We start from the raw sequence: 20,869 nt of genomic DNA on the forward strand, positions 1-20,869 counted from the left end.
AGCGACCTGATGGTCGCTTTTTTTACGCCTGATTTTCATCCGCGATGGGCAACGGCCAGCCGCCAAGGCGCTTCCAGCGGTTGACGATTTCGCAAAACAGCAGGGCGGTTTGCTCTGTATCGTATAGCGCGGAGTGCGCCTGCGAGGCGTCAAACGCGATGCCCGCCGCGCCACACGCTTTTGACAGCACCGTCTGCCCGAGTGCCAGCCCGCTTAATGACGCGGTATCGAAAGTGACAAACGGGTGGAACGGGTTGCGTTTCAGTGAAGCGCGTTCCGCAGCGGCCATCATAAAACTGTGATCGAACGTCGCGTTGTGCGCCACCATAATTGCGCGGTTACAACCCTGATCTTTAATGCCTTTGCGCACCATTTTAAAAATGGCATGCAGGGCGTCATGCTCACTCACCGCGCCACGCAGCGGATTGCCCGGATCAATGCCGTTAAAGGCCAGCGCTTCGGGTTGCAGGTTCGCGCCTTCGAAAGGCTCAACGTGGAAATGCAGCGTGCTGTCGGGCATGAGCCAGCCTTGTTCATCCATTTTCAGCGTAATGGCGGCGACTTCCAGCAGCGCGTCGGTTTTGGCGTTAAACCCGGCGGTTTCAACATCAATTACCACAGGGTAAAAACCGCGAAAACGGTCGCACAGACCAGTCAGTTGAGCGTTATCGGACATCAGGATCTCTTGATACGGGAAAATGGCAGCGCATTATGGCAAATTTTACGAAGGGATGTAAAACAGCGGGCGCAAAGCGCGCCCGGAGGGGATTAGTTACCCAGGCCTTTACCGGCGTCTTTCTCTTCGATCAGCTCGATTTTGTAACCGTCCGGATCTTCAACGAAGGCGATAACCGTGGTTCCACCTTTAACCGGACCCGCTTCACGCGTCACATTACCGCCGTTGTTGCGGATAGCTTCGCAAGCTTGCGCCGCGTTTTCCACGCTCAGCGCGATATGACCGTAAGCATTACCCAGATCGTAGCTTTCCACGCCCCAGTTGTAGGTCAGTTCAATCACCGCTTCTTCGCTTTCCGGGCCGTAGCCAACGAAAGCCAGCGAATATTTATATTCCGGGTTTTCACTGGTACGCAGCAGCTTCATGCCCAGCACGTTAGTATAAAATTCGATGGAGCGTTGCAGGTTGCCGACGCGCAGCATGGTGTGAAGTAAGCGCATAATATCCTCTTGTATGAATGTGTTAACGTTCCGAATAGAAACACAGTTTTAGTATAGCGGCGCAGACCCGCCGCTATCAATGAACAATCAGAGGATCACAGAGAAGGGTAGTCGGTGTAACCTTCCGCGCCGCCGCCATAGAAGCTTTCCGGGCGCTGTGGGTTCAGTTCCGCTTTCAGTTGCAGACGTTTTACCAGGTCCGGGTTGGCGATATAGGCGCGACCAAAGGCTACCGCGTCAATCAAACCTTTCTCGATCAACTGTTCCGCTTTTTCCGGGGTATAGGCACCTGCACCAATGATCGGGCCGTGGAAACGTGCGCGCACTTTTTCACGGAACGCGTCGGTGTACGGTTCACCGCCGGCCCAGTCCGGCTCTGACATATGCAGGTAAGCAATACCGCGCTTGCCCAGTTCCTCGATCAGATATAACGCATCGGCTTCTTCGTTCGGGCCGTTATCCATGTTCTGGAAAGAACCGATCGGAGACACGCGAATACCAATGCGCTCTGCGTCCCACTCTTTGCTTACCGCGTCGACCACTTCCAGCACCAGGCGCGCGCGATTTTCCACGCTGCCGCCGTACTGGTCGGTACGCTGGTTCGCCGACGGTGAAAGGAACTGGTGCAACAGATAACCATGGGCCGAGTGCAGTTCAACCAGATCAAACCCGGCGTCGCGCGCATTGGCAACGGCCTGGCGGAAATCATTAACGATACCCGGGATCTCATCGGTTTCCAGCGCGCGCGGCGTGGAGGTGTCTTCACGCGTGGCGTTGCCGTTGGCATCACGCAGAGAGGTACGCGTTCCTGCGTTGATGGCTGACGGTGCGACCGGCGCGGCACCACCCGGTTGCAGGCTGCTGTGCGAGATACGACCGGTGTGCCACAGCTGTACGGCGATACGGCCGTTTTCGCTATGCACGGCATCGGTGATTTTCTGCCATGCCGCAATTTGTTCTGCGCTGTGCAGACCCGGTGCGCCGGCATAGCCTTTCGCCTGCGCGGAGATTTGCGTGGCTTCGCTGATAATCAGGCCGGAGCTGGCGCGCTGACGATAATATTCCGCCATTAACGGCGTAGGAATATCACCCGGCTCGATGCTGCGCAGTCGCGTCAACGGTGCCATAAAAACGCGGTTTGGAACGGTAATAGCGCCCACTTTCAGCGGCGTAAATAATTTACTGGACATAACAACTCCTGAATAGACCGGTCGACTAGTAAAAAGTGAAATAAAAATGCCTGCTCTCAGACAGGCGTTGCAATGATGCTGTTTGCATGCGCCAGCGCGCTTTCCAGCGGCAGGGCGCTTCGCGAAATTTTGGCCTGCAAATTGGCACCTAACCACAGGGAGTACAACACTTGCGCCTGCGTTAGTGGTTCGCCCTGAAACGTTAAGCTGCGATCGTTACGCCCTTTTTCCAGCGTATCCGCGAGCAGGGCGATAACGCCGCTCGCGCCTTTGTCCATTGCTGAACGCATGTCTTCCGACAGATCGCACACTTCCGCCGACAGTTTCACCGTCAGGCAACCGCTAATAATTCCCTGTTGGCTAAACTGCCGGAGCGTCTCCTGATAATACGCCAGCAGCCTGTCACGGTAGTTTCCCGGCCCGCTGGCGAAATGGGTCGCCAGCCGCTGGTGATACGCGGCATAGTGACGCTCAAGCAACGCCACGCCGAACGCCTCTTTAGAGCGAAAATAGTGGTAGAAAGAGCCTTTTGGCACTTCCGCTGTTTTCAGTAATTCGCTCAGGCCCATACCGGTAAACCCGCGATGCATGCAAAGCTGCTCGCCGGTCGCCAGTAAATGTTCGCGCGTGTCATGTTCGGTATTTCTGCTCATCGCGCCACTCTACTAGACCGATTGGTCTGTTGCAAGTGGCGAACAATGCGTTTTTCGCCTTGCGCGTTGTCGACAGGCAGTCTTCAATAAAGGGAACTGCCTGTATTACCGGAGACGACTGTGCCAGAACAACTGGAGTTTTTCCCCGTCCAGAGCCCGTGCCGCGGTATTTGCCAGTCGGATGACCGCGGTTTTTGCCGTGGCTGCATGCGTAGCCGCGATGAGCGTTTTAACTGGCAAAAAATGACCGATGCGCAAAAGCAGGAGGTGCTGCGTTTGTGCCGCCAGCGCCTGCAGCGCAAAATGCGCGCAAACAAAGCGTCCTCTGCGGAAGAACCTCAGCAACCTTCACTGTTTTAGTCGCCAAAATGCGTATACTCGAAGGCAAATTACCTTCGAGGAAATCATTATGGTTCAACGTATTGCCCTCGCGCCGCAAGGCCCGGAGTTCTCCCGTTTTGTGATGGGCTACTGGCGTTTAATGGACTGGAACATGTCCCCGCAGCAGCTGGTTAGCTTCATTGAGTCTCATCTTGATCTCGGTGTGACTACCGTTGATCACGCGGATATTTACGGCGGTTATCTGTGTGAAGCCGCATTTGGCGAAGCGCTCAAACTCGCTCCGCATCTGCGTGCCCGCATGGAGATTGTCAGCAAATGCGGCATCGCCACCACCGCGAAACCGGAACATGCGCTGGGTCATTACATTACTGAACGCGACCACATTATTCGCAGTGCCGAACAGTCGCTGGTGAATCTTGCCACCGATCACCTTGATTTGTTACTGATCCACCGTCCCGATCCGTTGATGGACGCCGATGAGGTGGCGGAAGCATTTCTGCATTTGCATCAGAGCGGAAAAGTGCGCCACTTTGGCGTTTCTAACTTCACACCCGCTCAGTTCTCTCTGTTGCAGTCACGCCTGCCATTTACGCTGGCGACCAACCAGGTCGAGATCTCGCCGGTTCACCAGCCGCTACTGCTGGATGGTACGCTGGATCAACTGCAGCAGCTGCGCATCCGCCCGATGGCATGGTCATGTCTCGGCGGCGGGCGTCTGTTTAACGATGCTGCGTTCCAGCCGCTACGTGATGAACTGGCGCGCGTTGCGCAGGAACTGAATGCCGAAACCATCGAACAGGTGGTCTATGCCTGGGTGATGCGTCTGCCGTCTGCGCCGCTGCCCATTATTGGCTCGGGTAAAATTGAGCGCGTGCGTTCGGCGCTGGGGGCACTGAACCTTCAGATGACGCGCCAACAGTGGTTCCGTATTCGCAAAGCGGCGCTTGGTTACGACGTGCCATAACGCGGGCAGATGACCTCCCGGTGAAATCTGCCACCCTGGTTTAAACTTACAGGGTTAAAACAGACCGAAGGAGGTCATATGAAGCGTTTTAGTCTGGCTGTGCTGGCGCTCGTGGTTTGCGCCGGGGCGCAAGCCGCCAGTGAAGAAGTGGAAATGAACCTGGTCACTGCGCAGGGCGTTGGGCAGTCGGTTGGTAGTGTAAAAATCAGCGAAACCGATAAGGGGCTGGAATTTGCGCCCGATCTGAAAGCCCTGCCGCCCGGCGAGCATGGTTTTCACGTCCATGCTAAAGGCAGTTGCCAGCCTGCGATTAAAGAGGGGAAAGCCTCTGCTGCTGAAGCGGCAGGAGGACACCTCGATCCGCAGCATACCGGCAAGCATGAAGGGCCAGAAGGCGCCGGACATTTAGGCGACTTGCCGGTGCTGGTGGTCAACAATGACGGTAAAGCGACCGACCCGGTGGTGGCGCCGCGTCTGAAAAAACTCGCGGATGTGAAAGGCAAAGCGCTGATGGTGCACGTGGGCGGCGATAATATGTCCGATCAACCGAAACCGCTCGGCGGTGGCGGCGCACGTTACGCCTGCGGCGTTATCAAGTAAGCGTTCCGGCTGCCGGGGCTTGCTCCAGCTGCGATAGCGCGCAATATAAGCGCCAGACAACCGAGGCCAGCTCCCGCGCGGCCGGCTGGTGATGTTTACCCAGCACCGCGCTAATCCGCTGCAGCTCGGTCAGCGTGGCAGAAAGCGTTCGTTGCCGGACGCCACGCTCACTCATCACATCCCGCAATAAGACAATGCATAACTCGCGGACTTTGGCGAGGGGATCCGAGCGGATTTCCCAGTCGCGTAGCTGCCAGACAACATGCGAGCAATTCAATAACACAACCCCCCAGCGCAGCAACCAGCGCCGTGCTTGCGCGTCCTGGCTATGGCTTAACTGGCTAATGTGGTGATAAACCACCGATTCAAACTCATGCTCGCTCAGCTGTGGTACGCGGCTAAGTTGATCGACAAAACTGCGGCGCAGCGTGCGAATGTGACGCCGACTTTTGCGGGCATCTGAGCCCGGGCGTAACACGGCAAACGCGAGCCACGCCAGCGCGACGCCTGAGATCTTCGCCAGGTTGTCATTTAAGAAGTCCGCAAAGTCATAAACCGGTGGATTGGTCACGGCGATAAACGAGCCCATAAAAACAATCAACTGCCCCCACAACCCGGCCAGCTTTGGCATTTGTAATTTCAACAATTGCAGGGTGGTTAACAGCGGGAAGAGAAACAGCAGAAACACCGCCAGCTCGCTGATTTGCACCATCAGGCCGAATTTCACCATAAAGCTGAACAGCGACAGCAAAATTAAGGTGCGCAACAGCAGTGTCAGGGAGTTAAACGGCGCGGGTGAGACGGAGTAAAGCACACAGCTGATAGCCGCCAGCGTCAGCGCCGCCGAGCCCGATTCCCACTGCGTATTAATGCTCCATGCGCCGACCAGACTCAGCGCGCAAAAGGTACGAATGCCGCTCCATAGCGCTTCGGCATTATCCGTATCTCGCATCAATCCCGGGCTTCGCGGTGGCGTATAACTGCTGACTGGCGAAGCATTCTCCACGCGCGCCAGCCAGCGGCTACTGGTGAGATATAAACGGCAGAAGTAGCGTAAGCGCTGCCAGAATGCATGGTGCCGGTAATCGTCGCTTTCTCCGGGCGCGAGCAGGGCGATAATCCGTGCGACGGTAAGCGCATCCGCGCGCGGATGCGCAAGCGCGGAGAGCAGTTGCTCAAGAACCGGGCGCAAATTTTCCGGCGCGTCGGGCCAGTTCAGCAACATTCTGCGCAGGCTGGAGATCACACTGGTCATGCGCAACTGTTGGTGCAATAACCAGGTAAGCAAACTGTTTTGCCGCCGAAAACGGTAATGGCTCCAGAACGCCTGAATGCGCAGCAAATTGGTGGTGAGGATCTGGCCGATAACGCTCTCATGGGCGGTGCGGATAGCGTCTGTGGTTTCTGGCCGCCACAGAAGGCTTGCATGCTCCAGCAACCGGGCATGCATTTTTTTCAATGCTGACAGCAGGGTGGTTCCGTCGGCGTTGCCGGGCAGGATCATCATCATCATGCCGCCGCACAAAATGCCTAGGATCACTTCGCACACGCGCGCCTGAGCAATATCCCACAGCTCCGTAATATCGGTCACATCGACCATGGCGAACGCGATAATCGCGGCGGTATAACCCGCCAGTTGAAAAGCATAGGCGACATTATTGGTGAACTGCGCGCAAGCCCAGGTACAAAAGCCAATCCAGGTGGCCATGGCGAACAGAAACAGCCACGGATCGTTGAGTGTCTGACCGGCAATGATCAGTGCCGCGCTGGCCCCAAGCAGGCTCCCGGCAATACGGCCAAGGCTTTTACTGATCACGCCGCCGACGGTGGGGAAGCTGACAACGGCTGCGGATGTCATGGCCCAGTACGGTTCATCGAGATCGAGATAATAAGCCACCGTGAGCGCCAGACACATCGCGATACCGTTGCGCAGCGCATAGCGCCACTGTCCGACCGTGGCTTTTACCCATGGCAGATTTTGCCAGAGCCAGACAGGCGATTTCATTACTGACCACCAATCGCCACGGTGCACGTGGTGCCGGAAACCAGCGTCAGCCCGGCGGGCAGGTTATCAAACTGAATACGTACCGGCACACGCTGCGCCAGCCGTACCCACGGTACGTTCGGTTTGATATCGGCAACCAGCCCGCTGTCAGTCTCGACGCTTTGGTCATATATCGCGCGACCAATACTTGATACGTGACCCTGTAACGTAACATCTCCACTATAAAGCACGATTTTCGCTGCTGCCCCTTCATGAATATGGCGCAACTTGGTCTCTTCAAAGTAACCCATCACATAAAACGAATGGCTATCGACCAGCGCGAAAACTGGTTGCCCGGCGGTAGCGTAATTGCCAGTACGGGTGGAAAGATTGGTGACCCAGCCGTCTACCGGTGCCTTAACTACTGTTTGCGCCAATTGCCATTGTGCCTGCGCAAGTTGTGCCTGCGCTGCCGCAACGCTTGCCTGCGCGGCTTTAACACTAATATTGGCAGTATCGAGATCTTCTGCGGAGATGTAGTTTTGTGAGAGATGGCGACGGCGATTGGCTTCATTATTGGCTTTTGCCAGATCGGTTTGCATACGAGCCAACTGGGCTTCGGCGTTCAGTACGGCAATGTGGTAAGGCGTATCGTCAATACGAAACAACACATCGCCCGCTTTAACCAACTGATTATCTTTCACCTTCAGTTCGCTGATGCTGCCTGAGACCTGCGGTGTGATACTGACCTGCTCAGCGCGGATCTTTCCGTCACGCGTCCAGGGGGACTGCATATAAAAGTTCCACATCCACCAGGCCGCGACAATCGCCACAGCCAGCACCAGGAGAGTAGAAAAATACTTCAGGGATTTCAGGCGCATAATTACCACACAATTAGCAAGCCGAGGGCGAGGCTCAGCGCAATAACAAACAAGGAGAGATCCATCAGGATGGGGTGCCAGATATCACCCGCATAAATCCACCCGCGCAACAGGCGATGAGCAATAAGCCAGAACAGAAAGCCCAGCATGACCACTTTAAATACGGGAGGGAAATAGACCGATGCGCCAAAAATCAGATCTTGCAGGGGTAAGTTCGGGAAACTTGAGTTCAACTTCACACTTTGTGTCCTGTGCAACCTAACGGATCGCCAGATTGATGATTATCATTAGATAAGTACCAACCACTGCGTGTTGCTAAGGCAGGTGGAATCTCAGCGTAAGCCCCGGCGAGAACCGCAATACATTTGTTTTACCAATATAAATACTGCAAACTATTCTAAAATGAGTATAATAACTTAGCAAGCTAATTATAAGGAGATGAAATTGGAATCGCCATTAGGTTCTGATCTGGCACGCTTAGTGCGCGTCTGGCGCGCTTTGATTGACCATCGCCTGAAACCTCTGGAATTAACGCAGACTCACTGGGTAACGCTGCATAATATTCATCAGTTGCCGCCCGATCAGTCGCAAATTCAACTGGCAAAAGCGATTGGCATTGAGCAGCCTTCGCTGGTGCGTACGCTGGATCAACTGGAAGAGAAAGGCCTTATTTCTCGCCAGACCTGCGCCAACGATCGCCGGGCAAAGCGGATCAAATTGACAGAAAAAGCGGACCCAATCATTGAAGAGATGGAGACGGTTATTCGTAAAACCCGGGGGGAAATACTTTCCGGGATCTCTGCGGAAGAACTCGATCAGTTGATTAAAATGATTGCCCGACTGGAACAAAACATCAATGAGCTTCAGTCGAGAGACTGACCAGCAAAGCCTTGCATCCGCAAGGCTTTTTTACATCAACATTCAGTATCGGCAATATGAAAGGGCGGCCACTGGCGTGACCACCTAATGCGGGAATTAACGCGGGGAAACGGTAATCTGACGACCATTGCTTGCCATCACGACGCGCTGGCCTGCGGAGAAACGGGTGTTGCCCTGTTTCTGCACGACCATAATGGTGTTGCCATCATCTTTACGAATTTCCAGCTCAACACCCTGCGTTTTATTCAGTGAACCCTGGACGGATTGCCCTGCAACACCACCGGCTACCGCGCCTGCTGCGGTGGCGAGAGAACGTCCCGTGCCGCCGCCAACAGTATTGCCAAGGAAACCACCCAGCACTGCACCGCCAAGCGCGCCGATAACATTGTTTTCGTCGCCACCCTGAATTTGTACCGGACGGACGTTAACAATGGTGCCGTAAGTGACATTCTGCACCTGTTTAGCTTCGGATGCAGAGTAGACATCACCGGAAAGCGTGTCGTTATTCACGCAGCCAGCCAAAGTAAAACCAATCAGCGAAACTGCCAGTGCACGTAACATCATTTATGAATCTCCTGTTCACCATGAAACGCCCTTGCGGGCATCCGACATGGTTAAATTATATGGCATTTTAGCAATACCAGGTCATATCTTCTGCCAAATCCCGGCAAAATAATAATCAACGCGAGTTTAACCAGATTTAAACGAAGCGATTATAAGCGCAGCACGGCGTAATTTCACTTAACGGAAAATCATCCGATTGTTAAAAAGTGTTTGCAGCCGATGGCGTTAACCCCCGCTTTATGGTGGAGTGGTGCCCTTCGGTCATGCATTAAAGGAAGGCGTATGAAATCGGGTCGCTACATTGGGGTGATGTCTGGAACAAGTCTGGATGGGGTTGATGTGGTGCTGGCGGCAATCGATGAAACCATGGTCGCGCAGCAAGCGAGCCTGACGTTTCCGATTCCGCTGCCGTTAAAAGAGGCGATTCTTGGCATTTGCCAGGGACAGCAACTTACACTTTCGCAACTGGGGCGGCTGGATACCCAACTGGGCAAGTTGTTTGCCGACGCGGTGCTGGCGCTAATGGACCGAGAGCAACTCCACCCGGAAGATATCGTCGCGATTGGCTGTCACGGGCAAACCGTCTGGCATGAGCCGACAGGCATTGCGCCGCATACTTTGCAGATTGGTGACAATAACCATATCGCGGCGCGTACGGGGGTGACGGTGGTCGGTGATTTTCGCCGCCGTGATATCGCGCTTGGCGGGCAGGGCGCGCCGCTGGTGCCGGCCTTTCACCATGCACTGCTGGCGCACCCGGTAGAACGGCGCATGGTGCTCAACATTGGTGGCATCGCCAATTTATCGCTTCTGATCCCCGGCCAGCCGGTCAGAGGCTATGACACCGGACCTGGCAACATGCTCATGGACGCATGGATTTGGCGGCAAAAAGGCAAACCCTACGACAAAGATGCGCAGTGGGCGAGCGAAGGCAAAGTGGTGCTGCCGCTCCTGCAAAACATGCTAAGCGATGCCTACTTTGCCACGCCTGCACCGAAAAGTACCGGTCGTGAATACTTTAACTACAGCTGGCTGGAACGCCACCTGGCGCACTTCCCGGGGTTAAGCGCCAGCGATGTGCAGGCCACGCTGGCTGAACTGACGGCGGTGACAATTTCCGAGCAGGTGCTGCTCAGTGGCGGTTGTGAACGCCTGCTGGTCTGCGGTGGGGGGAGTCGAAATCCGCTGGTCATGGCGCGTCTGGCGGGGCTTTTGCCAGGTACAGAAGTCACCACCACGGATGAAGCCGGTATCAGCGGCGACGACATGGAAGCGCTGGCGTTTGCCTGGCTTGCGTGGCGGACCCTGGCCGGACTGCCTGGTAATCTGCCCTCCGTCACCGGCGCGTCCGCTGCCTCGGTGCTCGGCGCGATTTACCCTGCTAACCCGCGGCAGAATCAGAGTTAACCGCATTTCACTTTAGTTGCACCGGGCTAGACTGACCAGGCTTAGGGAGGGCGTTTCGCCCTCCGTGACCAGGACCGTCCCGGGAATACTCTATGAAAAAAATAGTCATCGCCTGTCTGCCCGCACTGCTTGCCGGATGCAGCTATTACAATCAGTTAGTAGAACGCATGCATACCGATACGCTGGTTTACCAGTGCGACGAAAAACCGCTCACCGTGAAAATTAATAATACCCGTCAGCAGGCGAGTTTTGTCTGGGATGATAAATTGCTGACCTTACAGCAAGGGCTTTCAGCCTCCGGCGCACGTTACACGGATGGCGTCTACGTTTTCTGGTCGAAGGGTGAGAGTGCGACCGTCTACAAGCGCGATCGCATCGTACTGAATAATTGCCAGCTTATTCCGCAGCGTTGAGATTTTCACAGGGGGGCGCATAATAGCCCCACCTGATGATTACTTTCGCTAACGCCATGTCTGATAACGATCAATTGCAGCAAATCGCGCATCTGCGCCGTGAATACACCAAAGGTGGTCTGCGTCGCGGCGACCTTCCCGCCGAACCGTTGGCATTATTTGAACGCTGGCTGGGGCAGGCCTGTGAAGCTCAACTCGTTGACCCGACTGCAATGGTCGTGGCGACAGTGGATGAGAACGGCCAACCTTACCAGCGTATCGTATTGCTCAAGCATTATGATGAAAAAGGGCTGGTGTTCTATACCAACCTTGGCAGCCGTAAAGCGCATCACATTGAAAACAACCCTGCTGTCAGTCTGCTGTTCCCATGGCATATGCTGGATCGCCAGGTGATGGTCACCGGCAAAGCGGAGCGGCTTTCAACGCTCGAAGTGATGAAGTATTTCCACAGCCGCCCGCGTGACAGCCAAATCGGCGCCTGGGTATCGAAACAATCGAGCCGCATCTCCGCGCGCGGCATTCTGGAAAGCAAGTTCCTTGAACTGAAGCAAAAGTTCCAGCAGGGCGAAATCCCGTTACCCAGTTTCTGGGGCGGCTATCGCGTCAGTATTGACCAGATGGAGTTCTGGCAAGGCGGTGCCAATCGACTGCATGACCGTTTTTTATACCAGCGCGAGAATGATGCGTGGAAAATTGACCGCCTCGCGCCGTAAACCCTGAAAAATGTTGCTATAAGCGCTGGCACTCCGTGTTCCGGCGCTTTATTCTATCTGCCCCCCATGAAGTATCCTTTCGCATCTGGCGAAAAGTCGTGTACCGGCAAAGGTGCAGTCCGTTTTATACATGGAGATTTTGATGGCAAGCAGTAACTTGATTAAACAATTGCAAGAGCGGGGCCTCGTGGCTCAGGTGACGGATGAGGAAGCGTTAGCAGAGCGACTGGCGCAGGGCCCGATCGCGCTCTATTGCGGCTTCGATCCCACCGCTGACAGCTTGCATTTGGGGCATCTGGTTCCATTGTTATGCCTGAAACGCTTCCAGCAGGCTGGTCACAAGCCAGTAGCGCTGGTGGGTGGCGCGACCGGTCTGATTGGCGACCCGAGCTTTAAAGCCACTGAGCGTAAACTGAACACTGAAGACACCGTGCAGGAGTGGGTGGATAAAATCCGCAAACAGGTTGCACCGTTCCTCGATTTCGACTGTGGCGACAACTCCGCTATCGCTGCAAATAACTACGACTGGTTTGGCAGCATGAACGTGCTGACCTTCCTGCGCGATATCGGTAAACACTTCTCTGTTAACCAGATGATTAACAAAGAAGCGGTCAAGCAGCGTCTGAACCGCGATGATGTCGGCATCTCGTTCACCGAGTTTTCCTACAACCTGCTGCAGGGTTACGACTTTGCCTGCCTGAACGAACTGCATAATGTCGTGCTGCAAATTGGCGGCTCCGACCAGTGGGGTAACATCACGTCGGGTATCGATCTGACTCGCCGCCTGCACCAAAACCAGGTGTTTGGCCTGACGGTTCCGCTGATCACCAAAGCCGATGGCACCAAATTTGGTAAAACCGAAGGCGGCGCGGTGTGGCTCGATCCGAAGAAAACCAGTCCGTATAAGTTCTACCAGTTCTGGATCAACACCGCCGATGCGGATGTTTACCGCTTCCTGAAGTTCTTCACCTTTATGGACATCGCGGAAATTAACGCGCTGGAAGAAGAAGACAAAAACAGCGGTAAAGCGCCGCGTGCGCAATATGTGCTGGCTGATCAGGTGACGCGTCTGGTTCACGGCGAAGAGGGTTTAACCGCCGCTAAACGCATCACTGAAAGCCTGTTCAACGGTACGCTGAGTGATTTGAGCGAAGCCGATTTTGAACAGCTGGCGCAGGATGGCGTACCGATGGTTGAGATGGAAAAAGGTGCCGATCTGATGCAGGCGTTGGTTGACTCTGAGCTGCAGCCGTCCCGCGGCCAGGCGCGTAAAACCATCGCGTCTAACGCTGTTACCATCAACGGCGAAAAACAATCCGATCCGGAGTATTTCTTCACTGATGGCGATCGCCTATTCGGCCGCTACACGCTGTTGCGCCGCGGTAAGAAAAACTACTGCTTGATCTGCTGGAAATAAAAACAGACCTGCCGAAGGGAGTGAGAAATCACTCCCTTCTTTTTATTGCTCGACTTTTGCAAGGCTACCAACAATGAAGAATATCCTCGCCATTCAATCGCATGTGGTCTTTGGTCATGCGGGGAATAGTGCCGCCGAGTTTCCGATGCGCCGCCTGGGCGCTAACGTCTGGCCGCTGAACACGGTGCAGTTTTCTAACCATACCCAGTACGGCAAATGGACCGGCAGCGTTATGCCGCCAGCCCATCTGACCGAAATTGTGCAGGGCATTGCGGCAATTGACCAACTGAAACGCTGCGACGCGGTGCTGAGTGGTTATCTGGGTTCGGCAGAGCAGGGAGAGCATATTCTTGGGATCGTCCGCCAGGTGAAAGCAGCCAACCCGCAGGCGAAGTATTTCTGCGATCCGGTCATGGGGCATCCGGAGAAAGGCTGCATCGTTGCGCCAGGGGTTGCCGAGTTTCATGTCCGCCACGCCTTGCCTGCCAGCGATATCATTGCGCCCAATCTGATTGAGCTGGAGATCCTCTGCGAGCATGCGGTCCACACGGTGGAGGACGCAGTGGCTGCGGCACGCGAGCTGATTGCGCAGGGGCCGCAAATCGTGCTGGTGAAACACCTGGCGCGCGCGGGACTGAGCGCCGATCGCTTTGAAATGTTGCTGGTGACGTCCAGTGAAGCCTGGCACATTAGCCGTCCGCTGGTGGATTTTGGCGCACGTCAGCCAGTCGGCGTGGGTGATGTGACCAGCGGATTGTTACTGGTGAAATTGTTGCAGGGGGCGAGCGTACGTGAAGCGCTCGAACACGTAACGGCGGCAGTGTATGAAATTATGCTGGCGACCAAAAATTTGCAGGAGTATGAACTGCAGGTGGTCGCGGCGCAGGACAGAATTGCGCAACCTGAGCATCTTTTTAGCGCGACATTGCTGTAAAAAAGGCGGGGATCCCCGCCTTTATTGTTGCCCGCTGAGCAGCGCGTACGCGGGCATTCACATTCTACTGAATACCTTCTGCCGCCATTGCAGTCGCCACCGCAGGGCGAGCGGCAACACGCGCCATATACGCATCAATATTCGACAGACCTTCCATATTCAATTTCACCGCGCGCGCCCAGCGCAGAACCGTGAACAGATAACCGTCGGCAATGGTAAAGTTCGCACCGCTAATCCATGCGTTATTGCTCAGGGATTCATTCACGTAGTGCAATTTTTTCTCAAGCAAAGCGCGTACGGTGGGTTTGTACTCTTCCGGTGTATCCGGGCGAAACAGCGGGGTGAAGCCTTTATGCAGCTCGGTTGCGATAAAGTTCAGCCACTCCAGCGTTTTGTAACGCGGCAGGGTGCCAACAGGTGCCAGTAACTGGCTCTCAGGCGCGCTGTCAGCAACGTATTGCATAATCGCCACGCCTTCGGTAATCAGAGTGTTGTCATTCAGCAGCAGCGCCGGGATTTGTCCTTTCGGGTTGATGGCAAAAAAGTCATCGCCGTTTTCCAGGCGTTTTTTCATCAAATCAACGCTTACCAGATCCACATCTTTTCCGCTCTCACGCAGAGCAATATGTGAGGCGAGAGAGCAGGCGCCCGGCTTGTAAAACAGTTTCATTATCTTTTCCTTATGGCTGATTTCCGGCATAGGTTATTACGCGGCAGAATAAAAAAAAAGCCGCTAACTTGCGTTAGCGGCTGAATAATTCGAGTTCCCCGCGGCGATTATGCCGTAGCGGTTTCCGACGTGTCGCGAGTGGTATCTTCGCTCTGCGTCATGCGGTTCAGCTTCGGTGCGGTGACGATCATCAGCAAAGCGATAATCGCTGTCGCGATACCAATTTGCAGGAACACGGTGCCATAGATGTTCAGTGACATCAGCGGATCGGTCACGTTTTCCGGGATCGCCATCTGATTAGCCACATAGCCGGCGATAATGTTCGCGCCAGCCGTGGTCAGGAACCAGCTTCCCATAATGAAGCCCATCAGACGCTGCGGCACCAGTTGCGCAACCATCGCCAGACCGAGACCAGAGATCATCAGTTCACCGATACTTTGCAGACCATAGCTTGCGATCAGCCAGCTTACGGAAACGATACCCGCATCAGATGCGAATTTCGTGCCCAGCGGCAGCACCAGGAACGCGCCGGAGCACAGCACCATACCGATCGCGAATTTGTGCGGCATCGGCAGCGTATCACCCATTTTGTTATAAATAGCGGCCAGAATCGGGCTACCAATGATGATCCAGAACGGGTTCAGCGCCTGATACTGTTCAGGTTCGAAAGCGATACCGAACAGCGTGTGCTCAACGTTACGGATAGCAAAGAAGTTCAGCGATGTCGGCATCTGGCTGTAGAGCACGAAGAAGACAATTGCTTGCACCATCAAAATAAAGGCGACGATCATTTTACGACGCGCGGCACCTTTCAGCGCGAAAGTCTCTTTGGCGAAGATGCAGATAATACCCAGCGCCACAACGCCCAGCACCATACGCGCGATGCCCTGGTTGTGCAGCAGCCAGGTGGCGATAGCAATCAGCGCCACGATGCCGACAATGGTTGCCAGCAGATAGCCAACGCGCAGCGGTTCGAAATCGGGTTTAGAACCGTGATTTTTCACCCAACGTTTGCAGAAGGCGAAGTTAACGATAGTGATCAGCAAACCCACCACGCTCAGACCAAACGCAGTGCTCCAGCCGAACTTCGCAGCCAGCCACGGGGTTGCCAGCATGGAGAAGAACGAACCGACGTTAACGGACATGTAGTACATGGTAAATGCACCATCCAGACGCGGGTCGTCTTTCGCATAGCAGGTGGATAGCAGGGATGACGGGTTGGCTTTAAACAGACCATTACCCACGGCAATTGCCGCCATGCCCATGTACACAATGCTCGCGTCATGACCGGACCACGCTACCAGCGCATAACCGATGGCCAGCACGATCGCGCCCAGCATGATTACGCGTTTGGTGCCCAGTACTTTGTCACCCAGCCAGCCACCGATGGCAACCAGGCCATAAACCAGTGCGCTGAAGGAGGAGAACAGTGTAATAGAGTCCGCTTCTGACATACCCAGTTGTTTCACCAGGTAAACAGCCATAATCCCTTGCAGGCCGTAGTAACCAAAACGTTCCCATAACTCGATAGAGAAGATCAGATAAAACGCTTTCGGTTGCTTAAAAGCGTTCAGGCTGACGCTTTCCGTTGGTTTGTTTGCAGTTGACACATATACCTCTTTTTTTACATCCCATATTAACGGGGGTGTTCAGCGCGCAATGACCAGAGTTCATCACGCTTATAGTTATATTGGGAGGGGAAAACGGCGGTTAATGTTCACTATCCAGCGCGTTCAGGCAAGTCTTTTGACATATTCTGTTACATAGATGCAGGGCATTACAATGCTCGGTGTTTTTATTTGTTATTCAGAGTTAAATTTCATCATTGAAATAAAAGTGGATTTTTCTACTACAGTCCGGGGGTTAGATTGCACATTAAGGCATATGTTCTGCTATTTTGGCTAAATGGTAGTGTATTGGGCTGGTTTATGTAGTCAATCTGGTCATATCTCTTGTAAAACATGATTAAAGTTTGCACTGAAACCATTTGCTATACATCGCTAATCTCTTTTTTAACATTGTGTTAGCAATAGCGACCGAATTTGCCGTCAGTTGGATTTTTTTCTTCTAAAAAAAGGAATAAACGTATTAAATACGCATAAGTGGACGATTATTTGCTCAATATCACGATCTGTGCGCAATCATTCGCCATTTTAAGTAATTTACAGAGACGTGAGCGTTATCACATAAAGTTATGACATGAAATCAGCGGGTTCCCTTATCCGCTACTCGTTGGGTAATCGGCCAGAGAGCAATAATCAATCTTTTATTTCTCTTTGTCGCGCATTGTTCATGACAGGGAGCAGTTACGCTGTCAGACTTGCCGCAGTCTTTATTACACTGGAGTTTAACTATGAACTTTCATCCGTGGCTCAACGCGTTACATATCGCGGCGGCCATCGTCTGGATAGGCGGAATGCTGGTTATGGCTGTTGTTGCCGGCTGGTGCGCTACACAAGCAGATAACACCGCGCGTGTCGCATTGGCGGGCGATGTCCGACGCTGGAGCCGGAAAATCACCACGCCTGCAATGGGGCTGCTGTGGGTTGCTGGTGCGGTAATGGTGGTTGCGCACGGTCAAATGCCGCATTTGTGGCTGATAATCAAGGTGGTGGTAGTCCTGCTGCTTTCAGGCCTGCACGGTTTTCTCTCTGCCACGCTGCGTCGCATCGCGGCAGGTGAAGCGGTGAAGGGGATGGGCGCTTTGCGTAATGCAACCACCATTACTGTTGTCGCTGTGGTGGTGATAATTCTGCTGGCGGTGCTGCGCCCGTTCTGACGACGTTAACTATCGACTTTACTGTCGTACTCGCACAGATCTTCGATAATGCAGGAGCCGCAGCGCGGCTTACGGGCGATGCAGGTGTATCGCCCGTGCAGGATCAGCCAGTGGTGGCAATCGACTTTAAATTCAGCGGGTACCACTTTCAAAAGCTTCTCTTCCACTTCCTCAACGTTTTTACCCGGCGCGAAACGTGTGCGGTTAGAGACGCGAAAAATATGCGTATCCACGGCGATGGTTGGCCAGCCAAACGCGGTGTTAAGTACCACATTGGCGGTTTTGCGCCCGACGCCCGGCAGCGCTTCCAGCGCGGCTCTGTCTTCCGGCACTTCGCCATTGTGTTTTTCCAGCAAAATACGGCAGGTCTTGATGACATTCTCCGCTTTGCTGTTAAACAAGCCGATGGTTTTGATGTACTGCTTCACGCCCTCAACGCCCAGCTCCAGCATCGCTTTGGGCGTGTTTGCCACCGGGTAGAGCAGGGCTGTCGCTTTATTGACGCTGACATCGGTGGCCTGCGCGGAGAGCAGTACGGCGATCAGCAACTCAAACGGCGAGGTGAAATTCAGCTCGGTGGTCGGGTGCGGGTTGTTTTCCCGTAAGCGGGTTAAAATTTCCAGTCGTTTTGCTTTATTCATTATGCCTTCCCGGGCGCGGCCTGAGTGCTGTCGTTTTCCGCTGTCGCCGCCGCTTCACGGCGTTTTTTCATTTTCTGATCGATAAGGTATTTCACCGCCAGCATCATGCCGAGGCCAATAAACGCGCCCGGCGGCAACATCGCCAGCAGGAACGGGGAATCGGTGTGGAACACTTCTATGCGCAGCGCCTTCGCCCAGCCGCCTAACAGGCCATCCGCGCCATCAAACAGCGTACCGTTACCGAGGATCTCGCGCAGGGAACCCAGGACGAACATGGCGCAGGTTGCACCCATACCAATAGAGAAACCATCGAGTGCTGAAAGTGCCGGGCCTTTTTTGGCCGCAAACGCTTCAGCACGTCCCACCACGATACAGTTGGTGACGATCAGCGGAATAAAAATGCCCAGTGACTGGTAAAGCCCGAACGCATAAGCGTTGATCAGCATTTGTACCGCGCTGACCACCGAGGCGATGATCATCACGTAGATAGGGATGCGGATCTCATCCGGCGTCCAGCGGCGCAGGAGCGAGATAAACAGGTTGGTCAGGGTGAGTACGAGCGTTGTCGCCAGCCCCAGACCCAGCGCGTTGGTGGCAGTGGACGTGACCGCCAGCAGCGGACACATACCCAGTAGCTGTACCAGGGCAGAGTTGTTTTTCCACAGTCCCTGAACAATAACCTCTTTCACTTCGCTCATCGCTTACTCTCCACAACCCGGTAAACGGGAAAGCTGTTCCGGTAGTGTCATCGCGTACAGGCCGGTCCGTTTCACCGCGTTAACGACCGCGCGCGGCGTAATGGTCGCACCGGTAAACTGATCAAAATCACCGCCATCTTTTTTCACCGCAAAGTGGCTATCGGCCGCGCCGTCAATCCGCTTCCCGGCGAAGTGGGTGATCCAGTCAGAAATTCGCAGCTCAATCTTATCGCCGAGACCCGGGGTTTCATGGTGCTCCGTCACCCGCACACCCAGCACCGTGCCGCTGAAATCTGCGCCGACAAGCAGCTGGATGGCGCCTGAGTAACCGTCCGGTGCGGTCGCCTCAAGGACTGCAGCAACCGGCTTGTCATCTTTTTTGGCGATCCACACATGGTGTTGTCCTTTGCCAAGCGCCGGATCGCTGACCAGAAAACAGCTCTGTTGCAGCGAGTTATTATAGCTGTCGCCCGGGATCACCTGATCAAACAGCGCTTTTTGTTGCAGCGCGGCCTGGTCGGCAATGGTGGTTTTGGTCATTTGGTCTATTGCGGCGGTCAGCCCGGTAGAACCTGCAGCGAATAGCGCCAGCGTCACGCCATGTTTACGCATTGTCTTTAGCATGGCGGCTCCTTAACGATGCCCGTACACGCGCGGACGCGTGTAGTAATCAATCAACGGCACGGTAATATTTGCCAGTAATACGGCAAAGGCCACGCCATCCGGGTAGCCGCCAAAGCTGCGGATAAGCCACACCAGCACGCCTGCCAGCGCGCCAAAAATCAGCCGGCCTTTGTTGGTGGTCGAAGCGGTAACCGGATCGGTCAGAATGAAAAACGCACCCAGCATGGTCGCGCCAGAGAACAGATGCAATTGCGGCGCAGCCAGCGACTGCGGGGCGAAAACCCAGCCGAGTGTGGCGCAAATCGCCAGAGTCAGCAGGAAGCTTACCGGGATATGCCAGCGAATAGTTTTCTGCCACAGCAGGAACAGACCACCGGCCAGATAACCGAGGTTGACCCACTGCCAGCCAGCACCAGCCAGCACGCCGCTATAGATAGGGGAGCGCAGGATCTGCTCGACACTGTGTCCGGCATGCAATGAAGTTTTAAAGGTGTCGAGCGGCGTCGCCTGGCTGACGCCATCGATACCAATGCGCAGCGTTTCCATATTTGCGCCAGCGGCAGTGTGACCGGTGAAAATAACCTGTAACGCATCGATAAAGCCGGGAACGGTGCGTGCGATTTCATAGGGCGGCAGCCAGCTGGTCATCTGCACCGGGAAGGAGATTAACAGCACCACATAGCCAATCATTGCCGGGTTAAACGGGTTGTGGCCTAAACCGCCGTAAAGCTGCTTGGCGATAACTACAGCGAACACGGTGCCAAGCACCACCATCCACCACGGGGCGAAAGAGGGAATACTGATAGCCAGCAGCAGACCGGTTAACAGGGCAGAGTTGTCCGCCAGGATCGCGCTAACGTTCTGCTTGCGTAATTTCAGTACCAGCGCTTCGGCAGCAAGTGCGCTGATAATGGCGAGAATGAGCTGTATCAGCGTCCCCCAACCGAAAAACCACAATTGCGCAGCAATGCCCGGCACGGCCGCGAGCGTCACCAGCAGCATGATACGTGAGGTCTGGCGCTGGTTATGGGTGTAAGGGGAGCTTGCGATTCTGAAAACCATTTAATCCTCGTTAACGGCTTGCTGTGCGGCCTTCTTCGCCTGAACACGGGCGATGGCTGCGGCGACGGCGGCTTTGCGCGGGTCGTCATTGGCGGCCTGCGCAAAAGACGAGACCTCATCAGTTTGCGTGGCGGCTTGTAGTTGTTCTGATTTGCGCGCTTTGGCGCGGGCAATCGCCGCTTCAACCGCGGCTTTGCGTGGATCGACCGGTGCAGATTCAGCTGGTGACTGTCCGGCGTCCACCTGTGGTTGCTCAGCGTTTGCGGTCGATTCTGCGG

The 20,869-nt window shown here is 54.7% G+C and carries 24 protein-coding genes and 1 pseudogene; 10 read left to right on the plus strand and 15 right to left on the minus strand.

The window, feature by feature from the left end; genetic code table 11:
* Positions 1–22: 22 nt before the first annotated feature.
* From rnt to RT644_RS00850, 4 genes are all read right to left on the minus strand, one after another.
* Positions 23–676 carry a ribonuclease T gene (gene rnt, locus RT644_RS00835; RefSeq protein ID WP_016496294.1) on the minus strand — a complete coding sequence of 218 codons (654 nt, stop codon included), beginning with the start codon at positions 674–676 and terminating at the stop codon, positions 23–25.
* A gap of 92 nt (positions 677–768) precedes the next feature.
* Positions 769–1,176, minus strand: a complete 408-nt coding sequence (gloA, locus tag RT644_RS00840; RefSeq protein ID WP_016496293.1) for a lactoylglutathione lyase — start codon at positions 1,174–1,176, stop codon at positions 769–771.
* A 95-nt stretch (positions 1,177–1,271) separates the two neighbouring features.
* Positions 1,272–2,366 (minus strand): alkene reductase, encoded by a 1,095-nt coding sequence (locus tag RT644_RS00845; RefSeq protein ID WP_016496292.1) that lies wholly within the window; start codon positions 2,364–2,366, stop codon positions 1,272–1,274.
* 56 nt (positions 2,367–2,422) lie between these two features.
* Positions 2,423–3,019: a TetR/AcrR family transcriptional regulator gene (locus RT644_RS00850; protein ID WP_313625083.1), complete on the minus strand. Its 597-nt coding sequence runs from the start codon at positions 3,017–3,019 to the stop codon at positions 2,423–2,425.
* A 120-nt stretch (positions 3,020–3,139) separates the two neighbouring features.
* On the opposite strand from RT644_RS00850, the gene RT644_RS00855 reads away from it, so the two are divergent.
* The 3 genes from RT644_RS00855 to sodC all read left to right on the plus strand — a co-directional run bounded on the left by RT644_RS00855 (position 3,140) and on the right by sodC (position 4,925).
* Positions 3,140–3,379: a DUF1289 domain-containing protein gene (locus tag RT644_RS00855; protein ID WP_097402099.1), complete on the plus strand. Its 240-nt coding sequence runs from the start codon at positions 3,140–3,142 to the stop codon at positions 3,377–3,379.
* 49 nt (positions 3,380–3,428) lie between these two features.
* A complete protein-coding gene (locus RT644_RS00860) occupies positions 3,429–4,325 on the plus strand; it encodes an aldo/keto reductase family oxidoreductase (RefSeq protein WP_086869380.1) in 897 nt (298 codons plus the stop codon).
* 78 nt (positions 4,326–4,403) lie between these two features.
* On the plus strand, positions 4,404–4,925 hold the full coding sequence (gene sodC / locus RT644_RS00865; protein WP_016496288.1) for a superoxide dismutase [Cu-Zn] SodC: 522 nt from the start codon (positions 4,404–4,406) through the stop codon (positions 4,923–4,925).
* On the opposite strand, the gene RT644_RS00870 is transcribed toward sodC, so the two are convergent.
* The 3 genes from RT644_RS00870 to RT644_RS00880 are packed head-to-tail and all read right to left on the minus strand — an operon-like array spanning position 4,918 to position 8,029.
* Positions 4,918–6,930 carry an FUSC family protein gene (locus tag RT644_RS00870; protein ID WP_313625088.1) on the minus strand — a complete coding sequence of 671 codons (2,013 nt, stop codon included), beginning with the start codon at positions 6,928–6,930 and terminating at the stop codon, positions 4,918–4,920. The genes sodC and RT644_RS00870 overlap by 8 nt on opposite strands.
* Positions 6,930–7,790, minus strand: coding sequence for an HlyD family secretion protein (locus RT644_RS00875; RefSeq protein ID WP_016496286.1), 861 nt, complete (start codon positions 7,788–7,790; stop codon positions 6,930–6,932). Before RT644_RS00875 ends, RT644_RS00870 begins: the two co-directional genes overlap by 1 nt.
* A gap of 2 nt (positions 7,791–7,792) precedes the next feature.
* Positions 7,793–8,029, minus strand: a complete 237-nt coding sequence (locus tag RT644_RS00880; RefSeq protein ID WP_086869374.1) for a DUF1656 domain-containing protein — start codon at positions 8,027–8,029, stop codon at positions 7,793–7,795.
* Between the two features lie 199 nt (positions 8,030–8,228).
* Here RT644_RS00880 and slyA point away from each other — a divergent pair, with 199 nt between their 5' ends.
* Positions 8,229–8,669 (plus strand): transcriptional regulator SlyA, encoded by a 441-nt coding sequence (gene slyA / locus RT644_RS00885; RefSeq protein WP_016496284.1) that lies wholly within the window; start codon positions 8,229–8,231, stop codon positions 8,667–8,669.
* Between the two features lie 96 nt (positions 8,670–8,765).
* On the opposite strand, the gene slyB is transcribed toward slyA, so the two are convergent.
* Positions 8,766–9,233: an outer membrane lipoprotein SlyB gene (slyB, locus tag RT644_RS00890; protein ID WP_016496283.1), complete on the minus strand. Its 468-nt coding sequence runs from the start codon at positions 9,231–9,233 to the stop codon at positions 8,766–8,768.
* 282 nt (positions 9,234–9,515) lie between these two features.
* Between slyB and anmK the strand changes: the two genes are divergently transcribed.
* The 5 genes from anmK (at position 9,516) to pdxY (ending at position 14,117) form a co-directional block, all read left to right on the plus strand.
* Complete coding sequence (anmK, locus tag RT644_RS00895) at positions 9,516–10,640, plus strand: anhydro-N-acetylmuramic acid kinase (RefSeq protein WP_016496282.1); 1,125 nt, start codon at positions 9,516–9,518, stop codon at positions 10,638–10,640.
* Positions 10,641–10,732: 92 nt separating this feature from the next.
* A complete protein-coding gene (mliC, locus tag RT644_RS00900) occupies positions 10,733–11,053 on the plus strand; it encodes a C-type lysozyme inhibitor (RefSeq protein WP_045511426.1) in 321 nt (106 codons plus the stop codon).
* A 56-nt stretch (positions 11,054–11,109) separates the two neighbouring features.
* A complete protein-coding gene (gene pdxH / locus RT644_RS00905) occupies positions 11,110–11,766 on the plus strand; it encodes a pyridoxamine 5'-phosphate oxidase (protein ID WP_044489665.1) in 657 nt (218 codons plus the stop codon).
* A 142-nt stretch (positions 11,767–11,908) separates the two neighbouring features.
* On the plus strand, positions 11,909–13,183 hold the full coding sequence (tyrS, locus tag RT644_RS00910) for a tyrosine--tRNA ligase (RefSeq protein WP_313625093.1): 1,275 nt from the start codon (positions 11,909–11,911) through the stop codon (positions 13,181–13,183).
* 73 nt (positions 13,184–13,256) lie between these two features.
* Positions 13,257–14,117 (plus strand): pyridoxal kinase PdxY, encoded by an 861-nt coding sequence (gene pdxY / locus RT644_RS00915; RefSeq protein ID WP_269230874.1) that lies wholly within the window; start codon positions 13,257–13,259, stop codon positions 14,115–14,117.
* A gap of 64 nt (positions 14,118–14,181) precedes the next feature.
* Here pdxY and gstA read toward each other — a convergent pair whose 3' ends face one another.
* Together gstA and dtpA are read right to left on the minus strand one after the other, a co-directional pair.
* The gene (gene gstA / locus RT644_RS00920; RefSeq protein WP_097407078.1) at positions 14,182–14,787 is read right to left on the minus strand and encodes a glutathione transferase GstA; all 606 of its coding nucleotides are present in this window, start codon (positions 14,785–14,787) and stop codon (positions 14,182–14,184) included.
* A 107-nt stretch (positions 14,788–14,894) separates the two neighbouring features.
* Positions 14,895–16,397, minus strand: a complete 1,503-nt coding sequence (dtpA, locus tag RT644_RS00925; RefSeq protein ID WP_016496276.1) for a dipeptide/tripeptide permease DtpA — start codon at positions 16,395–16,397, stop codon at positions 14,895–14,897.
* 743 nt (positions 16,398–17,140) lie between these two features.
* Between dtpA and RT644_RS00930 the strand changes: the two genes are divergently transcribed.
* Positions 17,141–17,566, plus strand: a complete 426-nt coding sequence (locus tag RT644_RS00930) for a CopD family protein (RefSeq protein WP_313625097.1) — start codon at positions 17,141–17,143, stop codon at positions 17,564–17,566.
* Between the two features lie 5 nt (positions 17,567–17,571).
* Here the strand turns inward: RT644_RS00930 and nth are convergent, their stop codons facing one another.
* The 5 genes and pseudogenes from nth to RT644_RS00955 form a co-directional block, all read right to left on the minus strand.
* The gene (nth, locus tag RT644_RS00935; RefSeq protein ID WP_016496272.1) at positions 17,572–18,207 is read right to left on the minus strand and encodes an endonuclease III; all 636 of its coding nucleotides are present in this window, start codon (positions 18,205–18,207) and stop codon (positions 17,572–17,574) included.
* Positions 18,207–18,905, minus strand: coding sequence for an electron transport complex subunit E (locus RT644_RS00940; protein ID WP_016496271.1), 699 nt, complete (start codon positions 18,903–18,905; stop codon positions 18,207–18,209). Before RT644_RS00940 ends, nth begins: the two co-directional genes overlap by 1 nt.
* A gap of 3 nt (positions 18,906–18,908) precedes the next feature.
* Complete coding sequence (gene rsxG, locus RT644_RS00945) at positions 18,909–19,529, minus strand: electron transport complex subunit RsxG (protein WP_044489371.1); 621 nt, start codon at positions 19,527–19,529, stop codon at positions 18,909–18,911.
* A 9-nt stretch (positions 19,530–19,538) separates the two neighbouring features.
* Positions 19,539–20,591: an electron transport complex subunit RsxD gene (gene rsxD, locus RT644_RS00950; RefSeq protein ID WP_045513452.1), complete on the minus strand. Its 1,053-nt coding sequence runs from the start codon at positions 20,589–20,591 to the stop codon at positions 19,539–19,541.
* Positions 20,592–20,869, minus strand: a pseudogene (locus RT644_RS00955) (electron transport complex subunit RsxC); the annotation flags it as partial.

Origin of the sequence: Kosakonia sp., assembly GCF_032104925.1 — a bacterium.
Lineage (GTDB): Bacteria > Pseudomonadota > Gammaproteobacteria > Enterobacterales > Enterobacteriaceae > Kosakonia.

What these genes read in the sequence shown, in the direction of transcription:
- rnt (WP_016496294.1), bottom strand. Translation starts at nt 676, where the DNA reads ATGTCCGATAACGCTCAACTGACTGGTCTGTGCGACCGTTTTCGCGGT.
- gloA (WP_016496293.1), bottom strand. Translation starts at nt 1,176, where the DNA reads ATGCGCTTACTTCACACCATGCTGCGCGTCGGCAACCTGCAACGCTCC.
- RT644_RS00845 (WP_016496292.1), bottom strand. Translation starts at nt 2,366, where the DNA reads ATGTCCAGTAAATTATTTACGCCGCTGAAAGTGGGCGCTATTACCGTT.
- RT644_RS00850 (WP_313625083.1), bottom strand. Translation starts at nt 3,019, where the DNA reads ATGAGCAGAAATACCGAACATGACACGCGCGAACATTTACTGGCGACC.
- RT644_RS00860 (WP_086869380.1), top strand. Translation starts at nt 3,429, where the DNA reads ATGGTTCAACGTATTGCCCTCGCGCCGCAAGGCCCGGAGTTCTCCCGT.
- sodC (WP_016496288.1), top strand. Translation starts at nt 4,404, where the DNA reads ATGAAGCGTTTTAGTCTGGCTGTGCTGGCGCTCGTGGTTTGCGCCGGG.
- RT644_RS00870 (WP_313625088.1), bottom strand. Translation starts at nt 6,930, where the DNA reads ATGAAATCGCCTGTCTGGCTCTGGCAAAATCTGCCATGGGTAAAAGCC.
- RT644_RS00875 (WP_016496286.1), bottom strand. Translation starts at nt 7,790, where the DNA reads ATGCGCCTGAAATCCCTGAAGTATTTTTCTACTCTCCTGGTGCTGGCT.
- slyA (WP_016496284.1), top strand. Translation starts at nt 8,229, where the DNA reads ATGAAATTGGAATCGCCATTAGGTTCTGATCTGGCACGCTTAGTGCGC.
- slyB (WP_016496283.1), bottom strand. Translation starts at nt 9,233, where the DNA reads ATGATGTTACGTGCACTGGCAGTTTCGCTGATTGGTTTTACTTTGGCT.
- anmK (WP_016496282.1), top strand. Translation starts at nt 9,516, where the DNA reads ATGAAATCGGGTCGCTACATTGGGGTGATGTCTGGAACAAGTCTGGAT.
- mliC (WP_045511426.1), top strand. Translation starts at nt 10,733, where the DNA reads ATGAAAAAAATAGTCATCGCCTGTCTGCCCGCACTGCTTGCCGGATGC.
- pdxH (WP_044489665.1), top strand. Translation starts at nt 11,110, where the DNA reads ATGTCTGATAACGATCAATTGCAGCAAATCGCGCATCTGCGCCGTGAA.
- tyrS (WP_313625093.1), top strand. Translation starts at nt 11,909, where the DNA reads ATGGCAAGCAGTAACTTGATTAAACAATTGCAAGAGCGGGGCCTCGTG.
- pdxY (WP_269230874.1), top strand. Translation starts at nt 13,257, where the DNA reads ATGAAGAATATCCTCGCCATTCAATCGCATGTGGTCTTTGGTCATGCG.
- gstA (WP_097407078.1), bottom strand. Translation starts at nt 14,787, where the DNA reads ATGAAACTGTTTTACAAGCCGGGCGCCTGCTCTCTCGCCTCACATATT.
- RT644_RS00930 (WP_313625097.1), top strand. Translation starts at nt 17,141, where the DNA reads ATGAACTTTCATCCGTGGCTCAACGCGTTACATATCGCGGCGGCCATC.
- nth (WP_016496272.1), bottom strand. Translation starts at nt 18,207, where the DNA reads ATGAATAAAGCAAAACGACTGGAAATTTTAACCCGCTTACGGGAAAAC.
- RT644_RS00940 (WP_016496271.1), bottom strand. Translation starts at nt 18,905, where the DNA reads ATGAGCGAAGTGAAAGAGGTTATTGTTCAGGGACTGTGGAAAAACAAC.
- rsxG (WP_044489371.1), bottom strand. Translation starts at nt 19,529, where the DNA reads ATGCTAAAGACAATGCGTAAACATGGCGTGACGCTGGCGCTATTCGCT.
- rsxD (WP_045513452.1), bottom strand. Translation starts at nt 20,591, where the DNA reads ATGGTTTTCAGAATCGCAAGCTCCCCTTACACCCATAACCAGCGCCAG.